Annotated in this window: 20 protein-coding genes; 8 read left to right on the top strand and 12 right to left on the bottom strand. The window is 65.1% G+C overall.

The genetic code is table 11. The features are described from left to right. The first annotated feature begins 53 nt into the window (after positions 1-53). From BSY18_RS16145 to BSY18_RS16165, 5 genes are all read left to right on the top strand, one after another. Positions 54-776 carry a WecB/TagA/CpsF family glycosyltransferase gene (locus BSY18_RS16145; protein WP_069051180.1) on the top strand — a complete coding sequence of 241 codons (723 nt, stop codon included), beginning with the start codon at positions 54-56 and terminating at the stop codon, positions 774-776. Between the two features lie 62 nt (positions 777-838). Then, positions 839-1,786: a glycosyltransferase family 2 protein gene (locus tag BSY18_RS16150; RefSeq protein ID WP_069051181.1), complete on the top strand. Its 948-nt coding sequence runs from the start codon at positions 839-841 to the stop codon at positions 1,784-1,786. Next, on the top strand, positions 1,780-2,724 hold the full coding sequence (locus BSY18_RS16155) for a class I SAM-dependent methyltransferase (RefSeq protein ID WP_069051182.1): 945 nt from the start codon (positions 1,780-1,782) through the stop codon (positions 2,722-2,724). Before BSY18_RS16150 ends, BSY18_RS16155 begins: the two co-directional genes overlap by 7 nt. Then, a complete protein-coding gene (locus BSY18_RS16160) occupies positions 2,721-3,479 on the top strand; it encodes a hypothetical protein (protein ID WP_069051183.1) in 759 nt (252 codons plus the stop codon). The genes BSY18_RS16155 and BSY18_RS16160 overlap by 4 nt, the downstream gene beginning before the upstream one ends. Next, on the top strand, positions 3,476-4,516 hold the full coding sequence (locus tag BSY18_RS16165) for a hypothetical protein (RefSeq protein WP_069051184.1): 1,041 nt from the start codon (positions 3,476-3,478) through the stop codon (positions 4,514-4,516). The genes BSY18_RS16160 and BSY18_RS16165 overlap by 4 nt, the downstream gene beginning before the upstream one ends. Before the next feature lie 22 nt (positions 4,517-4,538). Here the strand turns inward: BSY18_RS16165 and BSY18_RS16170 are convergent, their stop codons facing one another. Continuing rightward, positions 4,539-5,297: a hypothetical protein gene (locus BSY18_RS16170; RefSeq protein ID WP_150126310.1), complete on the bottom strand. Its 759-nt coding sequence runs from the start codon at positions 5,295-5,297 to the stop codon at positions 4,539-4,541. Between the two features lie 109 nt (positions 5,298-5,406). Here BSY18_RS16170 and BSY18_RS16175 point away from each other — a divergent pair, with 109 nt between their 5' ends. Next, positions 5,407-6,159, top strand: a complete 753-nt coding sequence (locus BSY18_RS16175; RefSeq protein ID WP_069051186.1) for a hypothetical protein — start codon at positions 5,407-5,409, stop codon at positions 6,157-6,159. After that, on the top strand, positions 6,156-7,136 hold the full coding sequence (locus tag BSY18_RS16180; RefSeq protein WP_150126311.1) for a quinone oxidoreductase family protein: 981 nt from the start codon (positions 6,156-6,158) through the stop codon (positions 7,134-7,136). The genes BSY18_RS16175 and BSY18_RS16180 overlap by 4 nt, the downstream gene beginning before the upstream one ends. Before the next feature lie 116 nt (positions 7,137-7,252). Here the strand turns inward: BSY18_RS16180 and BSY18_RS16185 are convergent, their stop codons facing one another. The 11 genes from BSY18_RS16185 to BSY18_RS16235 all read right to left on the bottom strand — a co-directional run bounded on the left by BSY18_RS16185 (position 7,253) and on the right by BSY18_RS16235 (position 17,984). Continuing rightward, on the bottom strand, positions 7,253-8,038 hold the full coding sequence (locus tag BSY18_RS16185; RefSeq protein ID WP_069051187.1) for an aspartate/glutamate racemase family protein: 786 nt from the start codon (positions 8,036-8,038) through the stop codon (positions 7,253-7,255). Continuing rightward, positions 8,035-8,943 carry a hypothetical protein gene (locus BSY18_RS16190; protein WP_069051188.1) on the bottom strand — a complete coding sequence of 303 codons (909 nt, stop codon included), beginning with the start codon at positions 8,941-8,943 and terminating at the stop codon, positions 8,035-8,037. Before BSY18_RS16190 ends, BSY18_RS16185 begins: the two co-directional genes overlap by 4 nt. Positions 8,944-8,958: 15 nt before the next feature. Then, complete coding sequence (locus BSY18_RS16195; protein ID WP_171900260.1) at positions 8,959-9,837, bottom strand: alpha/beta fold hydrolase; 879 nt, start codon at positions 9,835-9,837, stop codon at positions 8,959-8,961. A 13-nt stretch (positions 9,838-9,850) separates the two neighbouring features. Next, on the bottom strand, positions 9,851-10,612 hold the full coding sequence (locus BSY18_RS16200) for an enoyl-CoA hydratase/isomerase family protein (RefSeq protein ID WP_069051190.1): 762 nt from the start codon (positions 10,610-10,612) through the stop codon (positions 9,851-9,853). After that, positions 10,609-11,475: a polysaccharide deacetylase family protein gene (locus tag BSY18_RS16205; protein ID WP_054135094.1), complete on the bottom strand. Its 867-nt coding sequence runs from the start codon at positions 11,473-11,475 to the stop codon at positions 10,609-10,611. The genes BSY18_RS16200 and BSY18_RS16205 overlap by 4 nt, the downstream gene beginning before the upstream one ends. 191 nt (positions 11,476-11,666) lie before the next feature. Continuing rightward, positions 11,667-12,464 carry an SDR family NAD(P)-dependent oxidoreductase gene (locus tag BSY18_RS16210; RefSeq protein WP_069051191.1) on the bottom strand — a complete coding sequence of 266 codons (798 nt, stop codon included), beginning with the start codon at positions 12,462-12,464 and terminating at the stop codon, positions 11,667-11,669. Beyond that, on the bottom strand, positions 12,464-12,769 hold the full coding sequence (locus BSY18_RS16215; protein ID WP_069051192.1) for an REDY-like protein HapK: 306 nt from the start codon (positions 12,767-12,769) through the stop codon (positions 12,464-12,466). Before BSY18_RS16215 ends, BSY18_RS16210 begins: the two co-directional genes overlap by 1 nt. Next, positions 12,766-13,935 (bottom strand): amidase, encoded by a 1,170-nt coding sequence (locus tag BSY18_RS16220; protein WP_069051193.1) that lies wholly within the window; start codon positions 13,933-13,935, stop codon positions 12,766-12,768. The genes BSY18_RS16215 and BSY18_RS16220 overlap by 4 nt, the downstream gene beginning before the upstream one ends. Positions 13,936-14,056: 121 nt before the next feature. Continuing rightward, positions 14,057-15,436, bottom strand: a complete 1,380-nt coding sequence (locus BSY18_RS16225) for a phenylacetate--CoA ligase family protein (protein ID WP_069051194.1) — start codon at positions 15,434-15,436, stop codon at positions 14,057-14,059. Next, positions 15,433-16,809, bottom strand: a complete 1,377-nt coding sequence (locus BSY18_RS16230) for an MmgE/PrpD family protein (RefSeq protein ID WP_083231521.1) — start codon at positions 16,807-16,809, stop codon at positions 15,433-15,435. The genes BSY18_RS16225 and BSY18_RS16230 overlap by 4 nt, the downstream gene beginning before the upstream one ends. Next, complete coding sequence (locus BSY18_RS16235; RefSeq protein ID WP_171900261.1) at positions 16,806-17,984, bottom strand: MmgE/PrpD family protein; 1,179 nt, start codon at positions 17,982-17,984, stop codon at positions 16,806-16,808. Before BSY18_RS16235 ends, BSY18_RS16230 begins: the two co-directional genes overlap by 4 nt. A 110-nt stretch (positions 17,985-18,094) precedes the next feature. Here BSY18_RS16235 and BSY18_RS16240 point away from each other — a divergent pair, with 110 nt between their 5' ends. Then, the gene (locus tag BSY18_RS16240; protein ID WP_069051196.1) at positions 18,095-18,910 is read left to right on the top strand and encodes a GntR family transcriptional regulator; all 816 of its coding nucleotides are present in this window, start codon (positions 18,095-18,097) and stop codon (positions 18,908-18,910) included. The last annotated feature ends 2 nt before the right edge of the window (positions 18,911-18,912 follow it).

Genomic DNA, 18,912 nt, shown 5'->3' on the forward strand with positions numbered 1-18,912 from the left:
TACTGATCGAATTGCCAATTTTTTGGTGGGAAGCGATTTGAACGAGATGTTATATGAACAACAAACTATTTCATTCGCTGGATGAAGCGTGCAATATGGCGACGGGCTATCTGGTCACCGTCAACATGCAGCATCTGTACGAGCTTCAGTCCAATGTCGGCCTTGCGACTTTGTTCCGCACCGCGCCTGACATGAACGTGTGCGTCGACGGGCGCGGGGCCGAGCTGGTGATCCGCAAGAGTGTCGGACGCCGCATCCCGATCGTGGTCGGCAACGAACTGACCAAGGCGCTCCTGGATCGCAATCCGGCGGAAAGCTTCCTGATCATCGGGTCGAAACGCAAGTATATCGAGCAGTTGCGGCAGCTTTATCCTCACGCGCGTTTCGACCACGATGATGGCATGTTTGATATCAGCAGCCAGCAGGATGCCCGGCAACTCGCGGGCCGCTTTGCCGAGCACGATCTGAGCGCCTATCGTGCCGTGTTCATCGCGCTTGGCGTACCGAAGCAGGAAATGCTGGCGAGTGAACTGAGCGCCATGCACGGCGGCGCTCGATTCTATTGCATCGGCGGCAGCTTCGAGATGATAACCGGCGGCCTGAAGCGGGCACCGCGCCTGGTGCAGGCTGCAGGGATGGAGGCGCTCTGGCGGCTGCTGCTTCAGCCCAGCAAGGGGCGATTGCGCCGGGCCTTCAAGACCTATTACCATTTCTTGCGTTTTTATCTCGATCCCAAGACGGCAGAGCTGCCTTTGGCTCTGCGTCCTGCCCGCTGATGAAATACCCAAATAGATAACCGGAAAGAATTATGGGCGGGAAAGAGACTGTTACGATTGTCGTGGTTTCGTACCACCACGAAGAGTTTATTGGACAATGCCTCGACAGTTGCATCATCCAGACAGGCGACGATTATGATCTGAAGATTGTTGTTGCGGATGATGGTTCCAGCGACCGGACACAGGCCATCATAGAGGACTATGCCCGGGCGCATCCCGAACTCATTGTGCCGGTGCTGAGCCCTTGCAACACCGGCATCGCGGCGAATTTCAACCGCGGGATAGAGGCGGCAACCGGTGACTATGTCGCCTGGCTGGGTGGCGACGATATCCTGATGCCGGAAAAGATTGTCAGACAGCGACGTTTCCTGAACGATCATCCCGAGGCACATGGCTGCTATCATGATGCAGAGGTCTTTGCTTGGCCATCTGATCAGACGTTGGGGCTGTTTTCGGTGCTCTATGCTGGCAAGGCTGCAACGACCGATCGGGTCGACGCCCGCCGCATGCTGGATCCGCGCTACCAGATGCTGCCGTCCACTGTAATGGTGCGCCGAGCCCATATTCGCCACCGCTTTGATGGGCGGCTCAAGTTCCACAACGATTTTCTGTTCGATCTGGAAGTGATCGTCCCCGACGGTGCCTATTGGCGGATGGATGGCGTTCTGGCGCGCTATCGCAAGCACGACAAGAGCATTGGCCAGAACCCCCAGATCAAGAGCGAGATGCTTGAAGAGAATCTGATGGTCGGCGCGATCCTGGAGGCGCGCTATCCAGCATTGTCGCCCTATGTCGCAAAGCGGCAATCCTATTATATCGCGATCTCCGCCATCCGCGCGCTGAAGGCGGGCAATGTCCGGATGTTTGACGATCTGTGCATATTGCTGCGTACGAGATCGGGCTGGGCGCGCTACCTTTTCATGAAAATCTTCGGCCGGGTTCTGGTCTCGCTCGACGATCCGCGCAACCGCAAGTTTGCAATGAAGATCAGGAGCTATATTCCATGGTAGAGGCCCATCCCGCGACCTGTCCGCTCTGCGCGTCGCTAGGCAAGCCCGTGCTCGAACAGGTCCAGGACTATTACTTCCACTGCCCGGGCCAATGGACCATCCTTCAGTGCCAGTCGGGCACCTGCGGTGTGGCCTGGATCGATCCGGCACCCAGTGAAGAGCTGCTGTCGCTCGCCTACAGCACCTATTACACGCATGAGGAACCGGCGGATAGCCCTCTCAAGGCGCAGGTCAAGCAGCTGATCGTCAAGCTGGCGCTGGCGGCCCCGCAAGGGCTGTTGTCACGCCGGGACCTGACCGGCCAGTTGAGGCTCGTCGAGGACGCCTTTTGCAATATCGGAGCGATGCGGCCATTGCCCAGGGGCACCATCCTCGATGTCGGCGCCGGTAATGGCAACCGGCTGGATGTATTGCTGCGCGCAGGCTGGGGCAAGGCTATCGGCGTCGAGATCGACAGCAAGGCGGTCGAGGCTGCACGCGCCCAGGGGCGTCAGGTGGATACCGGCACCGCAGATGCCATTCCGCTGTCCGATGGCAGCGTCGATGCAGCAATCATGCATCATGTTATTGAGCACGTTCCCGATCCGGGCGAGGCCCTGCGCGAAATCGGACGCGTGCTTGTGCGCGGTACGGGCAGGCTGGCTATCCTAACTCCGAATTTCAATTCGCTGTCGCGGCTGAAATGGGCCAAATTCTGGCGTGGCGTTGAGGCACCGCGGCATCTGCACATCTTCACCCAGGCGTCGCTAAGCCGGCTGCTGCAGGCAAATGGCTTCGTGATCGAGACCGGCCGGTGTTCAGCCCGCAGCCGAGCGTGGACCGATGCCGTTAGCGGCGAGGCTGCGGCCAAGGCCGGTGCGCCGGTTCCCGCCACCGTGCGCGCTCCGACCGACGAAATGGGCGAGGAGTTGCTGTACGTTGCCAGGTATGCCGGATGACAACGGCGGATAGCAGCAGCTTCGTGCTGGTTCTGGTCAGTTATTATCAGGACACGATCCACGGTATCGAGCAGCTCGTGGCGTCGTTCGAAGCGGAAACGGGCTTCGTCCACGACAGTGTTATCGTTATCGACAATTCAGGCAAGCTGACCCAGCAAGGCATCAGCAATGTCGGTCGGTTCAGTGTGCACAAGGGATCGAACACCTATTGGGAGTTTTCCGGCTGGGTTGAAGGCATGGTGTTGGCCGGAACGCTAGGCGCGCCCCGGCTGATCACGTTGCTCAATGACAGCTATGCCCGGAACTGGACTATTACCGAGGCTTCGCGCGGCATCATCGCTGGGATGTACAGCGCGGCGCAAAAGGGCAAGGTCGCCGGATGGCGCGACAATTTTTCGTTCCTGCGCAAGCCCTATTTCTCTTCGCGGCCCAATTCGCGCGTGGTCATTTGCGGCCAGGCAATGGCGGGTCAGTTGCAGGCCTCGATCCAGCACGCAATCGACCAGTACGCGGAACGGCATGCGTCCGGTGCCGCGCTGTTCTCGCCGGATGAAGAGAACATCCTGGAGCGATGGGTAAAATCCCAGCCGGGACGCTGGCCGAAGGATGCGCTGCAAAGTCGCCTTGCCCGCATCTTCATCGAGCACCACGTGTTTGACGGGATCGAACTGCGTAATCTTGAAAGCTTTCCCTGTGGGCTTGTAGGGCGGCTCGTCTATTCGCTGAAACGGCGGAAGTTTCAGGAGCGCCGGTGAACAGTTTCTTCTGGTTCCTCGTATCCGGCGTGACCTGGCTGGGGGTGGTGTGGATCAGTCCGGAACTCCACATCGCCCCGCAATTGGTTTCGCTGGCCCGCAGCGGCTATATAGGGCTTTTTTCCGTTTTCCTGATCCTCGAATTGCGAGGTTCTGGGGTAGAGGGGGGCGGCCAGGTCGCCTTTCGCCAGGCCGATTTGCCCTGGCTTTTCGTCCCGATCACCTCGGTCTTCCTGCTGAGCGCCATATCAGACGAGTTCCAGATCACACCGACCGATATCGTGGCGGTGCTGTGTTTCTTCTGTACGTCGCTGCTTACGCTGATTTTTCGTGTGACCCGCGGAACGATCAAGAACGTTGCGTGGGAGAGCTTGCCACCGATCCTGTTCCTGATCGTCATCGTTCTGCCGATTTACGCGCAGATAGCGCTGGCAGCTGTATTCCTGATCGTCGCCATTCGCGGGTTGGGACGCGCTGATCCGGCCGCCTCCTCCGGCCCCGGTGTCGGAGATTCGCTGTTCAGCCAGCTTCCCTCCCTCTGCATCGCACCGGCGATCATCATCGGCCTGCGCGATTATATCAATTTTGGCGACGATATCGGGCGGCAATATACCGAGATGTTCGGCCTGGTCGTCAACGGTGTCGGCGGGGCAGCCTGGGGCGCGATGGTTATCCGCTTCGGCCAGAAGCTCGACCTATTCACATACGCCCTGTGGTTTGCAGGTGTCGCGATGGTGCTGGTTTCGCTCGCGATCCCGCCAGAAATCGTCCAGGCACTCTTCCTGCTAGCGGCCTTCGAACTGCTGCGCGGTTCGCAATGGCTCGGCATTACACGTCTGCTGCTGATTCATCGAGGCTTAGCCGCATTTCTGATCAACCTTGTTTTGACTCTTGTTCCCGTACTGGCGATCGTGCTGGCGGAAATCAGTCTCGCCAAAAGCTATGAGGGGCTTGCTGCGGCGATAGGCTATTTCATGGTCTGCATCTTCGTCTTCGCCGACCGGCTGCGATCGAACCGACTGGCGGAGAAGGCTTGAAGGCCGGAACGTCGCACTCGGCCTATCGGTCCTTCGCCGGAGAGGCAAACAGCGTGTCATCGATAGGCTCGCCCACTCTCACCTCGCGCCAGAACACCGTGTTCGCCTTCTGCCCGTTGTAGAACAGGTTCACCTCGCGCGCCTGCACCCAGCCGGAGGGCAGGCGGATGAAATCGTCATAATGGCGCTCGTGAAAGCCGCGCGGCGTGACGAAGCCCATGTAGCGGATGTAATGGCTTTGCTGGTCAATACCGAACAGCGTCGTGCCGCCGTCTGGTGAGATCACGCGGATCAGCGCGACCTTGTGACCGGCTATATCGCGGTCGGGCGCGCGTTCCAGCTTGAAGCCGGTGCCCAGCGCCTCGCGGATAATGCCGAAGCCGAAATTGCTCGCCCAATAGGCACCGGCCTGGTCCTTGGGCATCACGCCCTTTTCGGTCCAGGTCGTGGCGCCGTCATAGCCGACCTCGAACAGCAGCTTGCCGCCCGATTTCGCCGTGATCCGCACCTTGCCGTCGGCCCCGTGCGCCGTGGTGCGATCAGGGTTCATCGCGCGCCACATGCGGTAGTCGTCCGCCGTGCTGCGCGGCTCGGCGCTGTCCGGGGCATAGAAAACCGCGTGCCCGGCCAGATATAGCGTGGATGGGTTGAGCCAGGCCTCGCCACCGGCCGCGGCGACTGCCTGTTCCAGAATCACGCGGGCGCTGTCGTCCGACCGGGCGAGCGCAGGGCCTGTGCAGCCGCACCAGGCGAGCAGCGCCATTGCCAGAAGCCTTATCATGCCTATCCCTCCAACATTGAGCGGCACCAGAGTATCAGCAATATAGGCGAACGCAATTTGTCCGGACAAATATGTTGACGCGTGACGACCCTTGCGGCCTAATGCCCCGATGAAGCGGACCCTGCTATTTCCCCTCGTCCTGATCGCCGCGCCTGCCCTGGCGCAGCCGTCGGTTGCCGGTACACCCGGTACTTTCACCAACGAGGAACAGGTGTATTTCGATGGCGAGGCCGGATACACGCCGCCGCCCTGGACCGGCGTGCGGATCGAAACCAAGGGTGGCGCACGTGCCTGGCATACCATCGACCGCTTCGGCACCGCGCTCGCCAGCGAAACCATCGTGGCGACCGACACCGGCTGGACGATCGGCAGTTGCGCGTTGGCTGCCGAGCGCGGTGCGGATGGCGCCACCTCCTTTCTGCCCGCCGCGAACGGCTGTTCAGGCCGCGCCATACCCGTGCGCCTCGACTCGCAGGGCCTCACCCTGCGCCTCGCCGATGGGCAGCAAACCAGCCTAAAGCGGGCGCGGCAGTTCACCTGCTGGATGAGCGTCAAGCGAACCGCACCCAAGCCCGATGGCAACGAGGACTGGCTGTTCAAGAGCAACATGACAACCCACGATCAGGGCGGGCGCTTGCGGCTTGGCGGTGGCAATAGCGGGGCACCGGAGGCCATCATTCGTATCCGCAATGTGGTCTGGCCGCAGCCGACCCGCAACCGCCCGAGCCTCGTGCTCTATGTCTTTACCCCCGATGACACGCACCGGGCGGTCGCCTATGGCTGGGCCGACCCCGGTGCGGTCCGGGTCGGAATCAACCAGCGCTGGATGCAGGCCAGTTGCACATTGGATGGAGCAGAATGATGCAGGCACGCACAGCGATGTTCGCGCGGACCGGTGGGCCCGAAGTGATCGAGTGGCACACGGTCGATGTCCCCGCACCCGGTGCAGGTGAGGTGACGCTGCGCCAGACCGCTGTCGGCCTCAATTATATCGACACCTATCATCGCGGCGGGATCTACCCGGTGGAGCTGCCCAGCGGTCTGGGGCTGGAAGCGGCAGGCATCATCGAAGCGGTGGGCGAAGGCGTCGAAGGCCTGGCGGTAGGCGACCGCGTCGCGACCTTCGGCCCGGCGCGCGGTGCTTATGCCGATGTGCGCAATGTCGCGGCGTCGAGCCTGTTCAAGCTGCCCGACAACATTTCCGACGAGATCGCGGCTGCGGCCCTGCTCAAGGGCTGCACCACCGAGTTTCTGGTCGAGCGCTGCGCCAGGGTCCAGCCGGGCCAGGCGGTGCTGGTCCATGCCGCCGCCGGCGGGGTGGGGCTTCTCCTGGTACAATGGCTCAAGGCCGTGGGCGCGACCGTGATCGGTACGGTAAGCAGCGAGGCCAAGGCCGCGCTCGCGCAGCAGGCGGGCGCCGACCATATCGTGTTCTATACCCGCGAGGACACCGCCAAGCGCGTTCGCGAACTGACCGGCGGGGCGGGCGTGCGCGTGGTGTTCGATGGCGTCGGGCTCGACACCTGGGAAGCCTCGCTCGACAGTACCGGCAAGCGCGGGCTGATCGTCTCCTATGGCAATGCCAGCGCGCCGGTGACCGGGATCAGCCTGGGCGTGCTCGCGACCAAAGGCTCGCTCTACAACACCCGGCCCACATTGTTCGATTACTACACCGACCCCGCCGAACGCGCAGCCGGCGCGGCGCGGCTGTGGGAGATGATCGGATCGGGCAAGGTCAAGGTCACCATCGGCCAGACCTATCCGCTCGAACAGGCGGCGCAGGCACACCGTGATCTGGAGTCGCGCGCGACGAGCGGATCGACCTTGCTGGTTCCTTGACGGGGTAACGCAACGAAGCCCTATCCCATCTCCCGCGAAGGCGGGAGCCCATCTCCCATCCGCTGTGCTATCTAGCTGGGGCAGGAGACGGGCCCCTGCGTCCGCAGGGGACCGCGTCAGCCGATGCAGACCGGGCAGTCTTCGGCGGGTTCGTCCGCCACCGCGGCTACCATCGCTCGTAGAAGGTCGGCGCGGCCTTCGCGCAGATGCGGTGTCACGGATAGCGGCGGTGCCGTGATCGCTGCCCTGACGCCTGCGGCCAGCGGGTTGATGATAGGGATATCGACCGCGTCCGCTATTCCATCGGCCATCCCCGACATGCAGGTGCAGCCCAGCATCACCGCCTCGGCGCCGCGCGCGGCAAGCTCGGCGACGCCCGCGAGCACCTTTTGCACAACGTCCTCGCGGCCTTCGCGGATCTGCGTCAGATAGCCCTCGGGCCCGGCGAGCACCTCGGTGTCGCTGTCCTCGCCGACATTGACGATCCCGACACAGAGACCTGAGCAGCCGATGGCGAGCAGCCGCTCTGCCAGAATGAAGTTCATCGATTCGGGCCAGACCGTGACGATGCCGAACCGGCGGCCGCCCATTGCGGCCTCGGCCAGCCCCGCCTCGCCCGACCCGATCGCCGGGACCGGAAGCATCGCGCGCGTCGCGGTCAGGCCGTAATCGCCGACGCTGTCGATCACCACCGCGCCGCAGCCATCTTCGGCCGCCTGCAGCGCGGCCTCGGCATGCCCAAGCGCCTGCATCGCCTGTTCGAGCGGGGTGTAGGGGAAGGCAGGGACGCGCGAGGGGAAGGCGATGAGTTCGATCCCGGGAAAAAGCGCCGCCAGCTCGGGGGCCGGGCCTGTCCGCGCCAGCGGATCGACCGCCGCCCCGATCAGACCGATCCGCCTCACAACAGCCCGGTCTCGATCAGCTCGATCAGTTCGCCCGAGGGCCCGCGCACCGTGGCGGCCATGTTGCCCATGTACAGGTCGCCATGCCGCAGCACCGGCTCGGTCAGGAATTCCACGTCGAGATCGTCGAAGCTCTCGACCGCCAGCGTCACCAGCGTATTGCCCGGCGGCAGCATGCCGGCATGCGCGGGGCGGATGGTCGCATCCGGCGGATAATCGTCGATCTCCAGGATCGGCAGCCGCTCGTTCTGGACCATGGTGATGACCGTCTGCGTTCCCGCCGGCTTGGCGAATGCGGCGTTGATCATCGAATATTCGAGCGTGTAGCTGTCACCCTCGTCGAGCCTGAGTGCGTGCCGGTACCAGTCGACCGAGGCCATCCGGTCCTGCGCCGCGAGGATCACGATGAAGATATGGTCGGTCAGGCTCATTGCCCTGGGCAGGTCGGACGAGGGCGTATCCATCGCCACCTCGTTCAGATAGATCATCTCGTCGCCGCGCCCCAGAACCTGCATCGGGATGAAATAGGGCAGGCCCGCGATCTCCTTGGGCGGGCCGATGACGCGAAACCCGCTGCCTTCGAGCCGATCTGGCCAGCCGAACACGTCCTTGACCGTCAGCTCATAAGCAGCCCAGCCATAGGTGCGGGTGGGTTTGAAATCGGGATGGTCTGCCTGCTCGACCAGCCGGATAAAGCAGTGCGCGCCGCTTTGGGGGCGCAGCATCGCATAAGGCGCGCCTGCGCTCTGTGGGCACCCCCAGCTCGCGGCAAGATCGGCAGCAAGCGGGCCCGTCTCGACCAGATCGAGCCCCAGCCGCCCCTGATAATCGGCCAATGCCGCGTCCAGATCGGGCGTGACGACAACGCCCCCCATGATCGTTCCGTGCTTGAGGTGATGCGACATCGGTGGGCCTTTCGGTTATGCGGACAGGACAGGCTTTCTTGTGCAGGCGGGCAAGGTCAGTGCGGCAAAGGGGTCGGCCTGTGCGGCCAGAAAACTCTCGACCAAAGCGGCGGCCTCGTTCGCATGCAGATCGAGAAAGCCATGGCCCCAGCCATCGAGCATCACCATGCGAGCATGGTGCAGCAACGCGGGTGCGGGCAGGGTGTGTGCGCGCAGGTCATCCTCGGGGTTGAGCAGCAGCACCGGCTGATCGACGCCCGCCAGCCGCATCCCCGGAGCAAAGCCGAACGCGGCATCATGCCCCCAATGCTCGATGTTGCGGCCCATCAGCCCATCGGGAAAGGCATCGTTGATCGCGTCGAGCGGCAGCCCGCCGGCCGAGAAGTGGTGGTGAAAGCGCTGCCAGCGGTGCAGGATGTGGCTGCCGTCGGCCTCTGGCGCGCGATGGCGGTATTCGGCGCGCATCTGGGCGAGGTCCTCTGCCGTGAACACCGGCGCGGAGACCAGCACCAGCCGTCGGATCTGCCGGGGGCGCTCGGCGGCCAGCTGGCAGGCAATCATCGATCCGGTGTGATAGCCCATCAGGTCGACCGCGCGGTTTGCCACGATCGCCTCGATTCCCGCGATCAGCGCATCGGCGTAATCGGCGATGGCGGGCGGGCGCGGCGGGGCATCGGACATGCCGAAGCCCGGCGTGTCGAACGCCATCACATGCCGCCCGCTGATCGCGGACAACAGCCCCATGAAACGCTCGAAGGTGCGCCCGGTCATCGGGCTCATATGGAAGCAGGCAATGCTCGGACGGGCCGGATCGGGCTGTCCTGCCTCGCGCACGTGGATCTGGCCGAAAGGGCCGTCGACATAGCGGCGGCGCACGGTTGCAGGTGATGCCACGCCGTCCATCCTGTCAGAACTCCGCCTTGCGCTTGGCGAGGAACGCCGCGACACCCTCGGCGAAATCGGGCCCGCCAAAGGCATCGGAAAACTGCGCCAGCGTTTCGGCATCGTCCTCGGCCTGGCCGTGGAGGATGCGGCTGATCATCGCCTTGCTGGCGCGCACACTATGCGACGAAACCTGGGCGATTTGAAGCGCAAGCGCTTGTGCGGCGGCGGCGGCATCGTCGGCCAGTTCGTCGATCAGCCCGATCCGCAGCGCCTGGTCCGCATCGATCAGCTGCGCGGTGAACAGCATACGCTTGGCCGCCGCTGGGCCCACCAGATCGACCAGCAGCTTGGTATCATGCAGTGAATAGACGAGGCCCAGTTTGGCAGGCGTGATCCCGAACCGCGCTGACGGTGCCGCAATGCGGAAATCGCAGGCCAGCGAGAGCCCGCAGCCGCCGCCGATGCAGTCGCCCTCGATTTGCGCGATCACCGGCTTGGGTGCGCGCGCCAGCGTCTCCATCGCGCGGCGGATCGCGGCCTGGTTTTTGGTGCGCCAGTGCCGGTCCTGCGCGCCCGCACCGAATTCGGCGATATCCGCCCCCGCGCTGAACGCACCCGGCTGGCTCGCGCGCAGGATCATCACGCGCACGTCCGGGTTGATCATCGCCTGGTCGATGAGCCCGGGCAGCTGTTCCCACATGCTTTGCGTGAACGCGTTGCGCTTGTCGGGCCGGTCGACGATCAGGTGCGCGATGCGGTTATCGAGGGTAAGGGAGAGGGTCATGGCTTCACCGTCCAGGCGAAATGCTGCGCGATCGCGCGCCTTGTCGTCACCCACACGTCGTTCTTGCTGCGCACATGGCGGAAGAACTCCTCCAGCGCCCAGATGCGCCCGGGCCTGCCGATGATCCGCAGGTGCAGCCCCAGCGACATCATCTTGGGATTGCCCTCCTCGCCTTCCGCATAGAGCTGGTCGAAGCAGCGCACCGCGTAGTCGAGCCACTGGTTCGGCGTCATCGCCGGATCGGTCCACATCTTCATGTCGTTGGTGTCGAGCTGATAGGGCATGATCACCATCGGCTTGCCGGGCACGGTGTCGCGGTCCCAATAGGGAATGTCGCCCGAATAGTCGTCCATATGATATTCGAACCCGGCCTCGCTGAGCAGGCGGCGGGTGTTGTCGGTGTGCAGATAGCGCGACAGCCAGCCATAGGGACGGGTGCCCGTGGTCTTCTCGATCGAGTCGACGGCCTTCGCGATGAACTCGCGCTCGGCCGCTTCGTCCATCTTGAACTGGTGCACCCAGCGCCAGCCATGGCTGACCGGCTCGTGGCCCAGCTCGACGATGGCCGCAGCGATCTCGGGATGATTTTCCAGCGCCATCGCCGCCACCGTCCAGCTCGCCATGATGTCATAGCGCTTCAAGAGCTTGACCACGCGCGGCGCGCCGGCCTTGATGCCGTAGAGATAGTTGCTCTCGTTGCCATAGTTGCGGATGGCGGATTTGACGTGGACACCCAGCTCGTCGACCGGCTCCATCCCCCGGTCGCCGCGCGCGATGGTCATCTCGCTGCCTTCCTCGACATTGACCACGACGCTCAGCGCGAGCTTGGCGCCGTTTGGCCAGTCGATCCGTTCTTCGATCATTTCACTTCGTCTCCAAAATGCCTCTCCCTTGACGGAGAGGGTTGCGCAGACTTGGACCTGGCAAGGTCCTAGTCGAAGCTGGGAGAGGGTGAGGCTGCGGTGGCGATCTTGCGCCCCCCTCTCCAACTGCGCCTGGCGAGCAAGCTCGCAAGGCTTCGTATCCTCTCCCGCAAGGGGAGAGGAGGTTTGCGTCAGTGCATCTCCTCGCCGCCCGAGACGTTGAGCGCCTCGCCGGTGACGTACACCGCATCGTCGCTCGCCAGCCAAGCGCAGGCGGACGCGGTGTCGCTAGCCAGGCCCGGGCGGCCCATCGGGTTCTTGGCCTTCATGTTGGCAAGATACGCCTCGACGCTGGCAAAGCCCAAGAGCTTCGAGAAATACTCGTTCTGCTGCGCGCCAAGCCCGGTGGTGACATGGTTGGGGCAGACTGCGTTGACGGTGATGCCGTGCGCGCCCAGCTCCACCGCGCTCGCGCGCGTCAGCCCGACCATGCCGTGCTTCGAGCTGACATAGGCGGGCAGGTGCGGAAAGCCGGTCTTGGCGGCCTGGCTGGCGATGTTGATGATCTGCCCGCCGCGCGCACCTGCGATCATCGCCCTGGCCGCAGCCTGGGTGCAGTAGAACGCGCCCGACAGGTTGACGGCGAGCACCTGGTCCCAGTCCGCCGGATCCACATCGAGCAAAGGCTTCATCATGAAGCCGATCCCAGCATTGTTGACGAAGACATCGAGCGACCCGAACGCGGCGATCGCGCCATCGACCAGCGCGCGGCATTCGTCCGCTTTGGCGACGTTGCACGCGATCGCCGCAACCTTGGCCCCGCGCCCGCGCAGTTCGCCGGCGACCTCTTGCGCCTCGGCATCGATGACGAGGTCCGAAAGCACGCAGTTCGCGCCTTCATCGGCAAAACGCTGCAGGATCGCCTGGCCCAGCCCCTTGTGCTTGCCCGAGCCGGTGACGACGATCGTCTTCCCCTCGAACCGGCGCATCACAGATCCTCGGTGAGGATGAACTGCGGGTTGTCGGCATAATCCTGGAAGGGCGCGGCCATCGCCTGGAATTCGGGCGTGCTGATGTCGGCGATGAACGGGTCCATCGCCGCAATGTCGATGATCTCGATATAGGCGTAGGGCGAGGCGGCGTCCGATCCGAACAGCCCGGTCGCGCGGTGCACGGTAAAGCTGCTGACCGACGACAGCGCTTTGACGCCGGGGATGTCGCGGGTGCGCGCCCAGTCTTCATAGTCGCTGACCGATACGCCGGGCTTGAGATTGAACAGCACGATGATCTTCATGGGACGGGCTCCTTGGCTAGAGTGGGCGGGCGATAGGCGGCGAGCGCGGCATCGAGCGCGCGCGCGCGGGCGAACAGGGCAACCTCGCTCCCCGTCGCGCCGATCAGTTGCACGCCGACGGGCAGGCCATCGGCGCTGAACCCTGCGGGCAGAGCGAGCGCGGGCAGGCCTGCGACATTGGCGAGGCAGGTGAAATCGGCCTGGTTGGCTGGGGCTGTGGCGGAATGCGCAAACGCGGTCTGCGGCGCGGTGGGCAGCAGCAAGGCGCCATGGTCGGCGACGATCGCGCGCACCGCGTCCTTGGTTTCGGCCAGTACGCGCTGGTCCTCGGCCCAGTCCGCCTCCGCCCGGCGCGGGCCATAGGCGATCAGCCGCCGGAGGTGATCGGAGAGCAGCGCCGGGTCGGCGTCGGCGAAGTGCGTGGCCATGAAGCGCACGGTCCGGATGAACCCGGCATAGCGCGCCCGCGAGAGCGGGTGGGGCAGGGTGACGTGCGCGATCTCGCCGCACATGGACCTTGCCGCCCCGAAACCCTGCAGCACCGCCGGCTCGCATTCGACGGCGCCAAGATCGGCCAGAGTCGCACATCCGGGCGCGGCAGGCGCTTCGCCGAACTCGGAGATGACGCGCGCGACCTTTTCGAGCAGATCGAGCGAGCGCGCCAGCGGGCCGATTGCATCGAAGCCGGGCTCGGCGAGTTCCAGCCCGGTCTGGCTGACGCTGCCCGGCGCGGGCTTGAAGCCATAGACGCCGCAATAGGCCGCCGGGATGCGGATCGATCCCATGGTGTCGGTTCCCAGCGCTGCATCGCACAGCCCCGCCGCGACCGCCGCGCCGCTGCCGCCCGAGGAGCCTCCGGGGGTATGGCCCATCCGGTGCGGGTTGTGGGTGGTGCCGAACCATGGGTTGTCGGTCTTGGCGCCGAGCGCTGCTTCCTCCATGTTGAGGATGCCGGTGATCGACGCCCCGGCAGCGCGCAGGCGGGCCACGACTTCGGCGTCTTGTGGTGCGATCCGGTCACGGAACAGCGCCATGCCTGCGGTCCAGTGCAGGTCCTCGACGGCGATGTTGGCCTTCACGCCGATGGTGATGCCGGTGAGGGAGCCGGACGATGTGGGAGCGTCGGGGGCGTGTTCGACAAAGGCGTTGTAGGGGTCGAGGGTCACCTTCCCCTCCCTTTCAGGGAGGGGTTAGGGGTGGGTAGGCGAGATGGAGCCGACAGTGGTGCTCGCATCCACCCACCCCCAGCCCCTCCCTGTCCAGGGAGGGGAGCAAGGTTGGCCGCGCTCATACCCCCCGCTCGTCGATCAGCCGGATCGGCTTTTGCCGCACCTCGATCTGCGTCAGCGGGGCGGTGCCTCCGGGCGCGACCAGGTCGACGCTGACCTCGACCCCGAGCCCGCGGCGCAGCAGTTCGGCGAGCGCGCTGGAGTCAGTGCCGCCGCGGCTTTCGAGGGTCACCGTCATATCGTCGCGCTGCGTTGAAGGATCGCGCACCAGGCGGCATACGAACTCGCCGGTGAGGTCGGCGCGGTTCTCGATCAGCGCGCCGATCGCGTGCGGGAAGACGTTGATGCCGCGCAGCTTGACCATGTTGTCGCTGCGGCCCTTGAAGCCCGCGATGCGCTTGAACGCCATGCCGGTGGCATTGGCGCCGGTGAGCTCGTGCGTGATGTCATGCGTGTTGAAGCGGATGCAGGGGGCGACATCGTCCTTGAACAGGCAGGTGACCACCATGTCGCCGGTCTCGCCGGGGGCGACCGGATGGCCGGTATCGATATCGAGCAATTCGAGATACTGCGCGTCCTCCCACACATACAGCCCGTCGCGCTCGGGCCCCTCGCCCGCGATCGACCCTGTATCGCCCACGCCATACCAGTCGAACGCCTTGGCCCCGCCCCAGGCCGCCTCGACCGAGGCGCGGTCCTCGGTGCCCAGATGCCCGCAGATCATGCGGATGTTGATCTGCTCCATCAGCTTTTCGGCAGCAGCAGTTTCGGCGAGCTTGCGGATGTAATCGACAAAGCCGACCAGCACGGTAACCCCGAAATCGGCCATCAGACCCACCTGATTGAGCGAGCGCGTCTCGATACCGGTGCCTGCCGAGAGGAACAGCGAGTTGGTGAAATGGGTGACGGCCTCGCGGATGTAATGCCCGCCATTGATCATGCCATGGCCATAGACCGACTGGATGACGTCGGAGGGTTGGAGGCCCTGCCAGCGGTACATGCGGCCCACCAGCAGATTGGTGATCTCGCGCCCCTTGGGGCCGAACAGCAAGGCCTGCGGGCGTCCGGTGGTGCCCGATGTGGTGTGGAAGATGGCAGGCGCGCGGCCTGGATCTCTGCTGTCGATCCCGGCGAAATCGCCGAACGGCGGGTGGTCGGCGATCGAGGCCATCAGGTCCGATTTGTCGTACACCGGCAGTTTGGTGATGTCGGCCAGCCCCTGGATATCCCCCGGCTCGATCCCCGCATTGCCCCACAGCCGCTGGTAGAACGGGATCTGCCAGCCGCGCTGCATCAGGCGGCGGAACTGGCGGTCCTGGATGGCGAAAAGCTCGTCGCGGCTCATGCCGGTATAGCGCTGCGTGAACGCATCCCCGACCGGGTAATCGGCAAGCATCTGTTTCGCGTCAAAGGCTTCGAAATAGCTGGGGAATGTCATGGGAGGACTGTTGCTCCTTTTCCGTTTGTCCCGAGCGCAGTCGAGGGACTTGGCGCCACGTCCCTCGACTGCGCTCGGGACAAACAGGTGGGGTTTGTGAAGTAGACAAGCGGATCGTCGAACAGCCGCGCATCGGGGACATCGCCTGCCAGCTCGCGGGCGAGCGCACGCTTGGCGGCGGTGCCTGCCGCGGACAAAGGCGCATCGGGACTGCCCAAAGTGTGCGGGATCGCGCGCTCGATGGTGCTGCCATCGGCGAGGCGCACCACCAGAGCTTGCGGGAACAGCGCATTGGGATCGGGATTGCCGTCGACGGTGATGGTGAGCTTGCACGCGAGCGCCTGCAGCGCGGGGTCCGCCAGCGTTTCGGGCACGAACCGGCGCGGGTCGATGCGGCCATCGGTGATCAGCAGCGCGGCGAGCATCGGCAGGCACAGCCGCGCATAGGCTGGCGTCATGTCGGCGATGACAGGACGCCCCACCAGCCGCGCGATCAGCGGCGGGACATAGGCCTCGATCGACTCCACGGCAGCAGGGTCGAGCGCCAGATCGCTAAGCGTGCCCAGCACGGCATGGCTGGCGCGGCCCGAAGGATAGGGCTTCACGCTGATCTCGGCGATCCGCCATATCCGGCCGAGATTGCGCGTGTATGTGGCAAGGTCGCCCGAATCGAACAGCCGGAAATAGCCGAACGGACCTTCGATCGCATCGTGTGGGCCGGTCAGCCCGGCCTTGACCAGATCGACCGCGGCGATTGCGGCGCGCGCGGCGTTGGCGATCTGCAGCGGCAGCGCGATCGAGCCTTCAACATGCGCCTGCATCGTTCCGGCGAGTGAGGAATAGGCGAGGCCCAGCACGTCCTCGAGGCGCTCCACCTTCTCGATCCGTGCCACCGCCAGCGCCGCGCCGATGCAGCCTGCGGTGGCGGGGCGGAAGAAGCTCAAGGGACTGGTCGCCGCCAGCCCCAGCCCCGACGCAACATCGACGCCGACTGCGAGTGCGGTCAGCGCGTCGTCGGGATCGCACCCGCCCATCCGGTTGATGCTCGCACCCAGCGCGGCGGTCACCACTGACAGCGCATGCACCACGGCAGGCTCGTGCACTGCATCCCATTCGAGGCAGTGGATGGCAAAGCCGTTGACGAAGGCGGCGGATGCTGCGGGCAGGCGCTCGTCCGATCCGATCAGCCGCGCGTCGTCGCCCACACCCCAGCCCCGAGCGGCCTGCAGCACGCCCTCGGCCCCCGGAGCGGTGGATCCGGCGGCGCCCACCGCCAGCGTATCGCCCAGCAGGTGCAGCGCGGCGGCGCGCACATGCTCCGGCAGCGCATGATCGGCACGGACGAACGCCAGCAGGTCGCAGGTTGCACTCATGCCAGCCAGTCCTCGAGCAAGGCGAGCAGCGGGCCGATACTGGTGCCGTGCAGCGCGATTTCGTGCGCCCGATCCGCCTCGACCGGCTTCAGCCCGCCCCATTGCACCAGCGAGCGCAGCTTCGCGCCGAGCATCTCGGGGCTCGCCGGGCGCTCGGGGTCGCCGCGCGTGTCCGCGAGTGTCATCTGGGCAGTGCCGCTGATCACCCGCGCGCCGAATTGTGCGGGGTAGACGCGCGTGAACTCTTCGGCCTCGCGCACGCTCACCTGTGCGCGCTTGTCGGCCAGGGCCACGATAGCCTGCGCGGTGAAGTCCTCGGGACCCGCCTTGCGGCCATCGGCGATGACGGCCACGGCGTGCTGGATCGAGAATTTGGCGTCGAGCTCGGTCACCGGGTGCGGCCGGTCGCAAAAGCGGATCGCATCGGCATAGGTCTCGACGGCGACCGGAAGGTTCAGCTTGCCCGCCGCCTGCAGTTCGATCGCGCAATCGATCGCCGCATGCGCATGGCGGCACGCCGCCCAGGGCTTGAAGCTGACCGCGTGGATCAGCCAGTCCGGCCCCAGGTCCATCGCCTTGGGATGCTCGACCATCGCGGCATACAGCCCCTGTTCGCCCTCCAGCGCCTGCACCGGCCCGGTCAGGCCCGCGCGGGCCAGCCGCGCCAGCCAGAGGCCTTCGAGCGCAGCGCGCGCGGCATGCATCGCCTTGGTCATCACGTCCTCGTGGCGCATCCGCCACAGGCCCCCGGTCACCGATGCCGCATTGCCCAGCGCCCATCCCGTCGCTTCGGTGTCGAGCGCGAAGATCGAGGCTGCCGCTGCCGCGCCGCCAAAACCGCCCGCGGTCGATGTCGGGTGGAAATGTGCATAATGGTGCGCATCGAAGGTCGCACCCACCGCGATCATCGCTTCGTAGCCGCGCACTGCGCCATCGAGCAGGCCGTCCATGCCGCACTTTTCCTGCCGCGCGGCAGACAGCGCAGAGGGCCAGATCACAGGGCCGGGGTGGAGCAGGGCTGCGCGGTGGACATCGTCCATCTCGAGCACATTGCCGAGCAAGGCGGCGCGGGTGAGGATGTCGGGCTCGGCGGTCCGTGCCACAGCGGCGACCGGCGTGGCCCGCGCTCCTGCGACGCACGCCAGCCAGTCGAGCAGGTGCAACCGGGCGCGCATGCGGTCGCTTTCATTTGGCGAACGGGCCAAATGTGCGCTAAGCCGCTGGGTGAGGCTCGCGGCGGTCATGTGCCCAATTCCCGAGCCCGCCACTGGAGCAGGAGCACGCGTTGAACAGCCCCGTTGAGGCGCCCGACACCCTGATGGAAAAGGTGCCTGAGAAAGGGGGCGACAAGCCCCGCTATCAGCAGCTTGCCGATGAACTTCGCGCGCTGATCCTGTCGGGCAAGCTCGCAGGCAGCAGCGGCTTTCCCACCGAAAGCGCGCTGTGTGCCGAATATGGCGTCAGCCGCTTCACCGTGCGCGAGGCGCTGCGGCGGCTGCAGAACGAGGGCCTGATCGCGCGCAGGCGGGGTTCGGGCACCGTGGTGCAACCGGCGGCCGCGCGCGGCGGCGCGCTGCACCAGCCGCTGTCGAACGTGGGCGAAATCCTGCAATATGCGCGCGATACCCGCATCGCCTATGACCATCTCGGGCTGCAATCCTTGCCCAAGGCGATCGCGGTGCAGATCGCGATGCCGGTCAGCGACAAGTGGTTCCGCTTCCGCGGGGTGCGCCGCCAGATTGCCGATGGCCAGCCGATCGCGCTGACCGAGGCCTATGTCATCGCTGACCTCAAGCGTGCGGTCGAGGAAATCCTGCCCGCGCCCGATGCCGCCGACCAGACCATCAACCCGGGCAGCAACACGCTGTTCCAGTTCATCAGCAACGCGGCGGGTCTGTCGATGTCGCGGGTGACGCAGGATATCCAGGCCGTGCCCGCCAGCGCCGAAGTCGCCGCCGCGCTCGATATTCCGCGGCGCAGCGCATGCCTGCGCATCCTGCGCTGCTATCACGACCAGGACGGGCGGATGTTCGAAATGTCGGTCAGCCACCATCCCGGCGACCGCTTCGCCTATTCGATGCACATCGACGTCGAGGGGTAACG

Origin of the sequence: Blastomonas sp. RAC04 (assembly GCF_001713435.1) — a bacterium.
Lineage (GTDB): Bacteria > Pseudomonadota > Alphaproteobacteria > Sphingomonadales > Sphingomonadaceae > Blastomonas > Blastomonas fulva.

What these genes read in the sequence shown, in the direction of transcription:
- BSY18_RS16145 (WP_069051180.1), top strand. Translation starts at nt 54, where the DNA reads ATGAACAACAAACTATTTCATTCGCTGGATGAAGCGTGCAATATGGCG.
- BSY18_RS16155 (WP_069051182.1), top strand. Translation starts at nt 1,780, where the DNA reads ATGGTAGAGGCCCATCCCGCGACCTGTCCGCTCTGCGCGTCGCTAGGC.
- BSY18_RS16160 (WP_069051183.1), top strand. Translation starts at nt 2,721, where the DNA reads ATGACAACGGCGGATAGCAGCAGCTTCGTGCTGGTTCTGGTCAGTTAT.
- BSY18_RS16170 (WP_150126310.1), bottom strand. Translation starts at nt 5,297, where the DNA reads ATGATAAGGCTTCTGGCAATGGCGCTGCTCGCCTGGTGCGGCTGCACA.
- BSY18_RS16175 (WP_069051186.1), top strand. Translation starts at nt 5,407, where the DNA reads ATGAAGCGGACCCTGCTATTTCCCCTCGTCCTGATCGCCGCGCCTGCC.
- BSY18_RS16180 (WP_150126311.1), top strand. Translation starts at nt 6,156, where the DNA reads ATGATGCAGGCACGCACAGCGATGTTCGCGCGGACCGGTGGGCCCGAA.
- BSY18_RS16190 (WP_069051188.1), bottom strand. Translation starts at nt 8,943, where the DNA reads ATGTCGCATCACCTCAAGCACGGAACGATCATGGGGGGCGTTGTCGTC.
- BSY18_RS16200 (WP_069051190.1), bottom strand. Translation starts at nt 10,612, where the DNA reads ATGACCCTCTCCCTTACCCTCGATAACCGCATCGCGCACCTGATCGTC.
- BSY18_RS16205 (WP_054135094.1), bottom strand. Translation starts at nt 11,475, where the DNA reads ATGATCGAAGAACGGATCGACTGGCCAAACGGCGCCAAGCTCGCGCTG.
- BSY18_RS16210 (WP_069051191.1), bottom strand. Translation starts at nt 12,464, where the DNA reads ATGCGCCGGTTCGAGGGGAAGACGATCGTCGTCACCGGCTCGGGCAAG.
- BSY18_RS16215 (WP_069051192.1), bottom strand. Translation starts at nt 12,769, where the DNA reads ATGAAGATCATCGTGCTGTTCAATCTCAAGCCCGGCGTATCGGTCAGC.
- BSY18_RS16225 (WP_069051194.1), bottom strand. Translation starts at nt 15,436, where the DNA reads ATGACATTCCCCAGCTATTTCGAAGCCTTTGACGCGAAACAGATGCTT.
- BSY18_RS16230 (WP_083231521.1), bottom strand. Translation starts at nt 16,809, where the DNA reads ATGAGTGCAACCTGCGACCTGCTGGCGTTCGTCCGTGCCGATCATGCG.
- BSY18_RS16235 (WP_171900261.1), bottom strand. Translation starts at nt 17,984, where the DNA reads ATGCGCGCCCGGTTGCACCTGCTCGACTGGCTGGCGTGCGTCGCAGGA.